Below are 11,976 nucleotides of genomic sequence, written 5' to 3'. Positions count from 1 at the left end.
AGGCTGTTAAACCTACTCCAAGAGTACCTTTAATCTATTCAGAGGTATACAGTGGCGCAATTTGAAGACATCTTTGATCAGAATGAACTGAAGAGTGCTTTTGGACGAATTTGCACGACCGCTTGCCGGCGAGGGTGGTTCCTCGCTGACCTGAATCTCACAAAACTCTATCCGCTTTTTGTGCGAATCGCTAACGACCTATATACCTGTTCTGCATCTCCTCACCAAAATCTCAATCAAGAGCCTGTTGTCCTTGAAAATGCGTCATTGTGGGTTCGGACATCCCAGTTGATTCCAATCACTTTTGATCTATCCTACAGAGTTGCGGGTCTGATTTGCGATATGTTCTCTGGTGAAATTGATGATACCGAGAAGCCCGCCCTAAAAAAGAAGAGGGATAGTTTTCCTGATACCTTTACGGCAATAGTTCCTGGGCAGATCGTCCGGGCATATTCTAAGGCGTTTTTACTTTCTTTAAGCAAGGAGTGGCTTCGGCTTGCAACACTCCCGTATCACAAAAAATTGCGAGAGGCCAATCGCTATATTCTTCTTGAAAAAAGGCGGTATTTTACAATTTTTAACCGGATGTCTGAACCAGCTTTTATCGTTGACCATGACTTACATATTCTTGACACTAATAAAGCATTCATGGAGTTCTTTCAGCTCTCAGGAAAAGACCATCTTGGCAAGACCTGCCTAGAGGTGCTTGGTGAGGATTTATGCGTCTTGTGCCGCCTGGAAAAAGTTTTGGATAAGCATAGATCCTTTTCGGGTATTGAAGCTGAGATTTCGGTCAATGGAGAGCGGCATTATGTTGTTGTCTCTGGAACATTTCTCGGGGATATCAACAACGATTTCTCTGGTGGCATAATTATTTTGCAGGATATTACCAGTAATAAGAAAACGCAAAGTGCCTTGCGCGATAGTGAAGAAAAATACAGATCCTTAATTGAGAATGTGCCCGATGTTACCTGGCGTTCGGATCCATATGGCCACCTTACCTATATCAGCCCGAATTTTGAGAAAATTTGTGGTTACAATCCAATAGATTTAAATGGAGCCGGTGCCTCTGATAAGTTTGCGATGATCCATCCAGATGATGTGGATATGGTAAGAAATGAGTTTGGGCTTTTTTTTGTCTCACGCCTGCCGGATGGTTCAATACTGCGGAATCTTCCGGGAGATGAAGTTGAATGGTCGATGGATGAACACGCCCTTAATGGGCTTAAAAAATATGATGTGACCTACCGATATAGAAAAAACGATGGTTCGTGGATGTGGGTGCATGATCGGGCCAGTAAAATTTATGAGCAGGATGGTTGCTGGTACACGGATGGTGTGTTTTCAGATGTAACGGATTTGAAAGAGGCAGAGGCAGAACTAGAGAAACACCATTTCCGGCTTGCCGAATTGGTTGATGAAAGAACAAGTGAACTACGAAGGGTCAATAAAAATTTAAAAAAGGAGATCTCTTTTCGTAAAAAAGCTGAAAATGATCTTCTTCTGCTTGCCTCAAAACTCAGTGTTTCAAACCAGGAGTTAGAACAGTTTGCTCACGTTGCCTCCCATGATTTAAAAGAACCATTAATGCTGATAAAAGCTTTTAGTGAGAAGTTGTTAAGTAAACATCATCGCTCTCTGGATACAAAAGGGGAAGAGTATCTACAGAGAATTATATCCGCTACTGAACGGATGTCTGAGTTAATTGAAGGTCTGCTCGCCCTATCACGTATAACTTCTGCTGAACAAAAATATGAAAAAATTGATCTGACAGACCTGGTTAGAGAGGTAATTGAAAATCTTGAAACAAGAATTCACGAAACAGATGGTACCGTTGAGATTAAAACTTTAGGGTGTCTGGGGGGAGACAGGGTTCAGCTCCGCCAGCTTTTTCAGAATTTAATCGCGAACGCCTTAAAGTTTCGTAAGGCAGGGCACGGGCCAACGGTGAAAATATCATCATTTTTCGTCGATGATGTCTGTGAAATCTTCGTCGAAGATGACGGAATCGGTTTTGAGCAGAGCCATGGGGAGCAAATTTTTAAACCTTTGCAGCGATTGCACTCGAGAAGGGAGTTTGAAGGAACAGGATTGGGTCTTGCTACCTGTAGAAAAATTGTTACTCGTCATGGTGGCGAGATTGAAGCCAAGGGAGAACCTGATAAGGGGGCTGTTTTCATTATTCGTTTACCTGTTCACAAAAAGATGACAGAAGAGAAGTGAAATACTTCATAAGTTTAGCGCCTATCCGTAATTTCCATGATTATTATAAAAATTTTTTCAGTTCTCTTGCTGTCTCAAATAATTTCTTTTTATAGTATCTTAAACATATTTTTATATGCCCAGGCCCCGATATTCTTGAGCCGTTGGTTCGGTTTCGAGGAACATCTCTACAGGCCATTGCAGCCAGGCTTGGTGGTATCTTGGGGCTAGACAGATAGTCGATTTTATCTTGATAGTAGTCCCTGAGCCGCTCAAGACGATTCTTTTTAAGTTGGAACTCTTTGAAGGATAATTGGGGGCTTGATGTAGAAAAAAGGTTGCTTAGTAAGAACACGGTGACCACCTCTCCGCTGGAAGATAAATTAGTCTTAAAAGAAAACTGCGCCACGCTGGCACCCGCAACCCATATATTTGCAATTGTCTTGCCAGTGTTCAAGACAAAGACTGTTTACGGCTCCTAGGTAGATTGCGCTTGTGAGCTACTCTTCGGTGTTGAAGCTTGAGTCGCAGAACTCTAAGAGGGATTTACTGTCCTTAAAGGTTATGGAGAGGGTTAGGTCGTCTTTTTCAAAGGCTGTTGCATGGGTCAGGGTTGCGTATTTGGGCAAGCGAAGGCTCTGTTTTAATGTGTTGAAAGTTTTTTGCGCCTCTGTATGCCGAGGCGTAAGTGAACTCTGCAGGTAGATCATGAGGTTTGCTGCTTTTTGAGGTGTGTTTGCCTCTTCATGGTTGATGATTGCCTGTACTTCGTTGGATGATAAAATCGACTGGATTGATGAGTTGTGGCGAAGTGAAAGATCCAGGCAGTAGCTTATCAGTTTACGCTGATTGCTGACACTTAGATGCAATTTGGATATAGCTTCAAACAGGATTATTCGGTCTCTAAAGGATAATTTGGCAAGTTCGCAGGCCGCTTTTTCATCAAACGAGCCTTCATGTATGGCTTCTGCGATCGGCTGTTCAATGTTGGCCAGCGGTAGGAGTTTGCTGATTGTGCTGGTGCGTTGTGGCAGCTTTAAGACTGGTAAAAACAACTCAGCGACAGTCTCTAGTGGCCATATCTGCAATGCTTTTTGAAAAAAAACAGCCTTTTCAATGGGTGAAAGCTGACCGTGGATGATGGCCTCATTCAAAACGATGGTATAGACCTGTTCTTCGGAACACTCTCGGGGGATAATAAAGCAGTCGAGAGAAGATAGTGCCATGGTCTGAGCGGCAGTGACCCGATCTCTGCCACTGATAAGGCAATATGATCCTGTGCTGTTTTCTTTGAGTACCGGCGGGAGAATAATGCCGGTTTTACTTACATGCGTACAGATAGTTTCCGTGTCATAAGCCGGATCAAAGGGCAATAAGGTGTATGAGTTGTCTGTAAGATCGATATGGGAAAGTGAAATTCGATTGATGCGAAGTATTGGTGTCATCATAATTTTGTTCCGTATAGATAATTCCCTTGGTCTCAAGGAATAGATTAGATAATTATTTAGATTCTGACCGTCAACCGAGAACTGTTACCTGTTATGAATATTGCCACAAAATATATATCAGCAGAACTCAGACAAGCTCTTCGTGCGGTGTCGAATGCCACAGATACACAAGTTTATCTGTCTGGTGGCGTGATCAGGGATTGGGCCCTTGGTGTTGCGTCTGTTGACCTTGACTTTACGGTTTCGACCAGGGGGGTTGATTTCGGCAAACGCCTTGCTACAGATCTCCAGGCCACCTTCGTTCTGCTTTCAGAAGCAGAGGGGATCTGCCGGGTGGTCTGGAACGGTCTTGACCTTGATATATCAACCTTTAGAAAAAATACCAATAGAATTGAGGATGATCTGTGTCAAAGGGATTTTACTATCAATGCCTTGGCGATTGAAATTACAGCGGACGAAGCTTGGTCCTCTGGCGTATCGGCAATTATTGATCCTCTTGGGGGTATGGATGACCTGAAAAACGGTATAATCAAGTGTTGTAATGATGAGTGCCTTAATGATGACCCGCTTCGTATGCTTCGTACATTTCGACTTATGGCACAACTTGGTTTTGATATCGATCCACATACTACCCAATTGATAACAAAATTTAAACAAGGGCTTGATCGTGTTGCTGGTGAACGAATCTGGAGCGAACTAAAGAAGACAATTCAACACAAAAAGTCATGGAAAAGCTTTAAGGCAATGGATTCGTGTGGGCTCTTAGCCCAGGTGTTGCCGGAACTTGAAACTGGTCGTGGTGTGACGCAGCCTTCAAGCCATCATCTTGATGTATACGATCATTGTTTGGAAACAGTAAAGCAGATTGAGTCTATTATCGATTCTCCAGGCCAGTGGTTTTCGGATACCGAGGAGTTAATGCAGGCGTATTGTGACAAGCAGGAAAATGTTCTCATGCTTAAAATCGCGGCTTTGCTTCATGATATTGGGAAGCCTCCGGCCCGTGGCATAAAAGATACTGGTCAAATTACTTTCTATAATCATGATGGACATGGAGAACTTCTGGTCGGCAACATAGCAAAGCGTTTGAGGTGGAGCAGTGCGGAGTTGAACTTCATTTCTCGATTAGTCAAACTGCATATGTGGCCATTTCATTTGGTTAATGCGCGGAAAAAAAATGGCATTACCCCCAGGGCATGTCTTAAAATTGCTAAGGCTTCCGGAGATGATCTTGCTGGACTGTTTTTGCTGGCTATGGCTGACAGTTTGGCTGGTCAGGGGGAAGGAAAACCTGCTGGCATGGAAAAAGAGATTTCCCTGTTGTTTTCTGAGGTCTACAGAACCTTTCTGTTACGGGTAAAACCCGTCTTAGGGGCACTTCCCGTAAACGGACACGATTTGATAGAATATCTACAGTTAGAACCGGGCCCCGTATTTAGTGAGATATTTTCTGAGTTGGAAAAAGAGATGGTGTTAACTGGTATAATGGATAAAAAACAAGCCCTCGAATGGGTGAAATGTTTTTGTGAAAAAAATTAATAATTGACCCCGTAAGAGTCGTCGTTGTAGGGTAATAATGGCAATGGCGAAAACGAAAATAACCAGTGGAGCTCTATAGAATGAAAGTAAAAAATGAAAAGGTTCGTAAGGATGATGACTCTTTTGCCTCCCTCTTCAACCCTAAAGATGTTGAGGGGATCAAAAAAACATTATTGAACCACCTGTTGAGCTTTCAGGGGCGTGATCCACAGCGGGCCGGAACCCATGATGTTTATAAGGCACTTGCCTATACGATGAGAGATTTCTTAGTTGAGAATTGGATCAATACCCAGAAAAGTTATTATACCAAGAAGCAAAAGAGGGTCTATTATCTCTCACTTGAATTTTTGATCGGCCGCTCATTAGGCAACAGTCTTATTAATATGGGGTTTTATGATTTAGTAAACAAGGCTATTGACGATCTTGGTTTTGATTTGGCGGCCGTTCGCGAAGAGGAAGAGGATGCCGCCCTTGGCAATGGCGGACTCGGCAGGTTGGCAGCCTGTTTTATGGATTCAATAGCTACGATGAAGATCCCTGCCTATGGATATGGGATTAATTATGATTTTGGTCTCTTTCATCAAAAAATTATTAATGGGTATCAGGTAGAAAGTCCGGATAACTGGCTTCGTTTTGGAACGCCTTGGGAGTTTGAACGGACTCACCCACTATATCCAGTGAAATTTTATGGGAAAGTAAACACCTATCTTGATGAGAAAGGCAACTACAGATCGGAATGGATTGATACCGAAGTTGTGATGGCCAATGCTTGTGATGTCCTTATTCCTGGCTATGGTAATGATAATGTCATCAATATGCGGCTCTGGCGCGCTAAGGCCTCTCGAGAGCTTGACTTAAGCTTTTTTGGTAAAGGTGACTATATCGGGGCTGTTCAAAATAAGGTTCGTTCCGAAACCATCTCAAAACTGCTTTACCCTCCCGATGACGCCTGCGCAGGTCAGGAGTTACGGCTGAAGCAACAATACTTTTTTGTGGCAGCAACGTTTCAGGACATCTTCAGGCGTTACATAAAGCACAACAAAGGATTCGCAAAGTTCAGTGATTGCGTTGCTGTTCAACTAAACGATACGCACCCATCCATAGCAATTCCTGAATTGATGCGACTGTTGATGGATGAGAATGGTCTGGGCTGGGAGAAGGCCTGGGATATTTGTGTGAAGACGTTTGCTTATACCAATCACACCCTTATGCCGGAGGCCTTGGAAACGTGGCCAGTTGATCTGCTGGGCCATGTGTTGCCGCGTCATTTGCAGATAATTTATGAAATAAACCGGAGATTCCTAACTGATGTTGCCAAGAAATATCCACATCAGGATCTCTTGTTGCGGAACATGTCTTTAATTGACGAAGGGCCTCCAAAGCGTGTTCGAATGGCTCATTTGGCGATTGTTGGCAGTCATTCAGTGAATGGAGTTGCCGAGCTGCATACGGAACTCATCAAGACTCGGCTCTTTAAAGATTTTAACCAACTATATCCAGAACGATTTAACAATAAAACAAACGGGATTACCCCCCGGCGCTGGCTCCTTAAATGTAATCGGCGGCTATCGGCACTGATTTCCGAGAAGATAGGTGATAAATGGATCGTTGATCTTGATCAGCTGCGGAAACTTGAAGAGTACGCTGGAAATAAAGCGTTTCAAGATACGTTTTATGAGGCCAAGCTGGCCAATAAAAGGCGTTTAGCCAAAGTGATTAAGCATTTGTGCAATGTTGAAGTTAATACTGATTCAATGTTTGATGTGCAGGTGAAACGAATCCATGAATATAAACGGCAGTTGCTAAATGTTTTACATGTCATTGCCCTCTATCAAAAGATCGTAACGCGCCCAGGTGAGAAGTTCACGCCGCGAACGGTAATATTTGCGGGTAAAGCAGCGCCTGGTTACTGGAAGGCCAAGTTGATCATTAAGTTTATCAACTCTGTGGCAGATGTGGTTAACAACGACCCACGAGTTGGCAATACACTAAAGGTTGTTTTTATCCCGAACTACGGTGTTTCATTAGCTGAAAAAATTATTCCAGCCGCGGATTTGTCAGAGCAGATTTCAACTGCGGGAACGGAGGCCTCTGGTACGGGTAATATGAAGTTTTCCCTGAATGGCGCCCTTACCATTGGTACGCTTGATGGCGCGAATATTGAGATCAGAGAAGAAGTGGGTAAGGAGAATATTTTTATTTTCGGTATGAACGCAGAAGAGGCGGAATGGGAAAAACGTTCTCCTAAGCGCTCACCAACACAAATATATGAAGAAAACAGTGAGATACGATGCGTGATAGATGCTATTCAGCAAGGGGCATTTTCCAGTGAAAACAAGGAGATGTTTCGTCCAATTGTGGATGACCTGATGAACCACCAGAGAGATCCCTACCTGCATTTAATGGATTTTGAAGACTATCTGCGTTGTCAGCGTGAGGTTGGTGAGGCCTATCAGAATCAGAATCGTTGGCGTGAAATGGCGATTCTTAACGTTGCCAGGATGGGTAAATTCTCCAGCGATCGCACTATCAAACAATATGCCCAGGAGATTTGGGGAATAGATGTAGGACAGGATTAAGCCATTGTCAGAAAATAACCTGGCCGTTTAGTGAGCCAGATGGCATAAGGAGCCGTAAGGTTGTGCATCATAAATAGCCATCTTGAATAGCCATCTTGTTTTTTGACGGCTCCTAAACAAGCTTAATGTGCCACGGTTCAAAACGCACACCAACGAGGTTATCCTTCTGATATCTAAGGTTTGCGTAACCGTGATCAAGCAGTTTCCTGTAGACTTCTGTACTGGTGAAGAGTTCTGAAAAATTTTCGCCTCCCAGGTCTGCCTGGCCAACATCAAAATCTCCAACGCTGTGGAATGAGTAACCTGGAGGAGCAAGTGAACGAGAAGCGAGAGAAAGGTTACTGTCGTTTTTTCTCGCCTTATCAAGGAACAGCAAAAACTGTTTGGCAATGCCGCGTAACCCTGAAGTGAGGATCACATCGTTGCCCAGATCATCTTTTATCTTCGTAAATGTTTCTAATGACTCGTTGCCATAGAGAAAATGGCCGGTGTTTTTGATTTTAACAACTTTGGAACGGTCAATGGTGTCGGTAATGTTCCGGCAGGGTTTTTCTCCCATAAAGCCATACTGAGAGGCATCTCTGTAGAATATCTTCTCAAGAAAGGCGAGTTCCTCTGCAGTGAATTGTCCTATAGCTGAATATGTTTTTGCCACGTTAATAATTTCATCAAACCCGGCAAGATGAAAATTTCCATGTCCAATAACCAGCTGTATTCTCATTAGGCGGAACACCACGGAGTTTAACAGGGTCTGGTCGTTTCCCTCTACGAAGACGTCGTCGCTATGCAATAGATCAAAAAAACGCATTTTGACTAAATAGTCTTTGATGTCCCCATCATGCATATTGGGTTGCGGCAGGGACCCCGCAGCGCTCAGGGCTGGAAGAGAGATGCCCATCGATGTGCTGCTGATGATGGTTCCGGTAACGGCTTTTATAAATGTTCGTCTGTTCATAATATTTGTATTGTGAGAATTAGTACTTACTATGTGATATCATTGCCTTAAGGTAAATGTCAAGTTACTTTGGTGCAGTTTTTTTAGCGAAAGATTCGATTATTTTCTGGCATGTGTCGATATGATTTTTTATACAGTAAAAAAGCTGTTTAAATCTAAAAAGAGTTAACTGATGATTACTAAATCGTATTTCCTACTGTTTCTGCGCCTGCCGGTTATAGCATCTCTTTTTTCTGTACTGGTGGCAGTCTGTTTTTTTTCTGTGGCAGCTAATGCGCAGATGCAGCATGAGATTTTTTTGGCTCATACCGACCATGAGCTCCATGTTTATCGTGTGTTGGGTGATGAGCCAGGGAAAACTCTCATGATCATTGGCGGGATCCAGGGCGATGAGCCCAGCAGTTATATGACAGCGGACTTATATGCTGACATACATCTTAAGAAGGGTAACCTCATTGTGGTGCCTCGCGCAAATTTTTATTCGATTTTGCTCAATAAGCGCAACGGTCAGACCGGTGACATGAATCGCAAGTTCAGTCCTGATCCGGAAAATAAAAGAAGACAGCATTTCGAAGAGGAGGTTGTTACAGTTTTAAAACATCTCATCGCTGAGAGTGATTGTCTGCTTAATCTGCATGAGGGCAGTGGCTTTTACAATCCGAGTTGGATTAACTCAATGGAGAACCCGAATCGATACGGGCAATCAATTATTTTTGATGCAGAGGTGTACAGACCGCCCTATGGAAATCGGGAAATATTTTTAGATAGAATTGCCGAAAACGTAATTAAGCGGGTCAATCTTTTGATTGACGAAAAGAGATATCATTTCAGGGCCAATAATCATAATACAATTTCAGAGAAATCAAGTCATAAGGAGCAGAGAGAGTCTGCAACGTATTATGCTTTAACTCGTGCTCATATCCCTGCTTTTGGTGTAGAAACATCGAAAACGATAAAGTCTTTAGAGACAAAAACAAAACTTCATAAGTTGGTTATCAATGAAATGATGGCTGAGTTTGGTATTGTTCAGGATACGCCTGGAGTAAACGTTGAAGAGCCTAAGCTGGATTATCTGATGGTCAAAGTCAATAATGCTCACCCGTACGCACTGCGCCACGGAGATACTCTTGAGCTTGAGCCCGGCGATGATGTGGTTATCTCTGATATTATAGCAAATTATCAAAGAGGCCTTGTTGCTGATGTCGAAAACTTTGGCACTACTAATGATACGGGGCGTTCCTTTCGCGCCTCGCGTTCAAGCCGTGTTTACGTGAGAAAAGATTCTGTTATCTGTGGCTGGGTACAGCTTAACGTCCGGGAAAACACTCCTTCGGTCACAGGTGTAACTGTAACGAAGGAAGATGTCTCACCAGGCGCGTTTCGGGCTGAATCATTGGCGGTTGATGTTAACGGCGAGACAAAACATGTCCTTAACATGCAAACTCTGATTATTCCCAGTCACGGTCGGATTATTCTTCAGGGAGTACGAACGAACATCGCTCGAATGGATAATGAGGTGATGGTTAATTTTAAGGGTTTTAGCCCGCCCAAATCTGTAAACGACGGTAATGATCTCATGTACCCGATATATGTTGAAAATGATTTGTTGGTTAGGTATTCCGTCAATAATATGGGAAAGCGGTATCCCATTGTTGCAAGTTACGAAAATAATGCAATCGGACATTTCTGGGTTGAAATAAATTGAGTGTTAGAAAAATAGCAGCCTGGTTTCTTCTACTTATACTGATAGTTGTACCCTTCATTAACTGGAGAATAGGGGCGGTATTCTGGTTATGCGCCTGGATGATCTATCTTCTCCAAATTTCATTGAATGGCTTCAATCGGCTTAATGCTGGTAGTTCAGATAGCCCGGATGAGCCCCCTCCTAAGTCGTGACTGTGTCAATATGGCCTCACGCTTCGCAAAGACCTGTCTTTTACTTCGATAATTGACTATAGTTAAACATTTAGAAAAGTTGTGTGGTTTTTTTGTGGTACTGGCTTGGAATGGGTACAGTATTGTCACCGTTAGTTCATGAATCAATAACAGGTATTATGTTAAAAAAAATCGTAAATTTTGTGAGGCGAAAGTTCATCGGAGGTGATCGACCGGATCAGACCAAGAAAACAGTCGCGAGGGTTCGCGATGTCCGTCACGAAGATCTGCCTGGTTCATCTGGTCATGTTGAGGTAAAAGATGCACCGGCAAGCCGTTCTCAATCCCCAAAGAAGAAGTATCGTCGTCCGCGTTCATCTAAAGCTCAAAGGCCGAGTCAATGGGATATCTCGCAGTTTGATGTTGCTCCGGAAGAAGGAAAAACCCGGTTTCATGATTTTGATCTGCCACCATCACTGATGAGGGCTATTGCCGATCTTGGTTTTTCATACTGTACACCTGTTCAAGTCAAGACCCTTACTGGGGCACTTGATGGCACGGATACTATTGGTCAGGCCCAGACCGGTACGGGAAAGACAGCGGCCTTTCTGATTACGATCATGGCCAACCTCTTACGACACAACTCTGATCAGAAGGGTAGTAATGGGCTGCCTTTTGCTCTGATAATTGCGCCTACCAGGGAGTTGGTTACCCAAATATCCAATGATGCAGTGGCTCTGGCCAAGTATTCAGGTATTTGTGTTGCACCTGTTTTTGGGGGGATGGATTATGAAAAACAACAGCGCCTTATCGAAGAAAAAAAACCTGAAATCATTGTCGCTACACCAGGGAGATTACTGGATTTTATTCGTAAAAAGATAGTTAATTTGAAATCTTTAAAGGTACTGGTTATTGACGAAGCTGACCGTATGCTTGATATGGGTTTCATTCCTGATGTGCGAAATATTGTATACAACACGCCTCCAAAAGAAAATCGCCAGACCTTAATGTTTTCCGCCACATTAACCCCTGAAGTTCGTCACCTTGCGAGTCAGTGGTGTGTTAAGCCTGTTCAGGTTGAAATTGAGCCTGACCAGGTAGCCGTAGATACAATCGAGCAACTTGTATACCTTACGACCGCTCAGGAAAAATACCACATTTTGTATAATATGATAACAACTCAAAAGCTGGAGAAGGTATTGGTGTTTGCCAATAGAAAGGATGAAACCAGAAGGCTGACTGAGCGGCTTATGCGTAACGGAATCGATTGTGAAATGTTGTCTGGAGATGTGGCTCAAAAGAAAAGAATTAGCACTTTAGAGAGATTCCGCAGCGGTGAAATCAAAGTTCTGGTAGCGACAGATGTGGCTGGCCGAGG

General features: G+C 43.3%; 7 protein-coding genes. 5 read left to right on the top strand and 2 right to left on the bottom strand.

Annotated elements, in window-relative coordinates; genetic code table 11:
• Window positions 1-51 precede the first annotated feature (51 nt).
• Window positions 52-2,223 (top strand): PAS domain S-box protein, encoded by a 2,172-nt coding sequence (locus HQK80_05080; GenBank protein ID MBF0221590.1) that lies wholly within the window; start codon window positions 52-54, stop codon window positions 2,221-2,223.
• Window positions 2,224-2,702: 479 nt separating this feature from the next.
• Here HQK80_05080 and HQK80_05075 read toward each other — a convergent pair whose 3' ends face one another.
• On the bottom strand, window positions 2,703-3,650 hold the full coding sequence (locus tag HQK80_05075; protein MBF0221589.1) for a ParB/RepB/Spo0J family partition protein: 948 nt from the start codon (window positions 3,648-3,650) through the stop codon (window positions 2,703-2,705).
• Window positions 3,651-3,743: 93 nt separating this feature from the next.
• Between HQK80_05075 and HQK80_05070 the strand changes: the two genes are divergently transcribed.
• Entirely contained in the window at window positions 3,744-5,189 is a 1,446-nt protein-coding gene (locus HQK80_05070) for an HD domain-containing protein (protein ID MBF0221588.1), read from the top strand.
• 80 nt (window positions 5,190-5,269) lie between these two features.
• The gene (locus HQK80_05065) at window positions 5,270-7,768 is read left to right on the top strand and encodes a glycogen/starch/alpha-glucan phosphorylase (GenBank protein MBF0221587.1); all 2,499 of its coding nucleotides are present in this window, start codon (window positions 5,270-5,272) and stop codon (window positions 7,766-7,768) included.
• Window positions 7,769-7,880: 112 nt separating this feature from the next.
• On the opposite strand, the gene HQK80_05060 is transcribed toward HQK80_05065, so the two are convergent.
• Window positions 7,881-8,723: a D-alanyl-D-alanine carboxypeptidase family protein gene (locus HQK80_05060; protein ID MBF0221586.1), complete on the bottom strand. Its 843-nt coding sequence runs from the start codon at window positions 8,721-8,723 to the stop codon at window positions 7,881-7,883.
• A gap of 172 nt (window positions 8,724-8,895) precedes the next feature.
• Here HQK80_05060 and HQK80_05055 point away from each other — a divergent pair, with 172 nt between their 5' ends.
• Together HQK80_05055 and HQK80_05050 are read left to right on the top strand one after the other, a co-directional pair.
• On the top strand, window positions 8,896-10,428 hold the full coding sequence (locus tag HQK80_05055; protein MBF0221585.1) for a hypothetical protein: 1,533 nt from the start codon (window positions 8,896-8,898) through the stop codon (window positions 10,426-10,428).
• A 349-nt stretch (window positions 10,429-10,777) separates the two neighbouring features.
• A partial coding sequence (locus HQK80_05050; protein MBF0221584.1) for a DEAD/DEAH box helicase occupies window positions 10,778-11,976 on the top strand: 1,199 nt, incomplete at its 3' end.

It is taken from the genome of Desulfobulbaceae bacterium (assembly GCA_015231515.1).
In the GTDB taxonomy this organism is placed as follows: Bacteria; Desulfobacterota; Desulfobulbia; order Desulfobulbales; family VMSU01; genus JADGBM01.
Note: the sequence above shows the minus strand (reverse complement) of the source record. Positions and strands in the feature narration are given on the sequence as shown.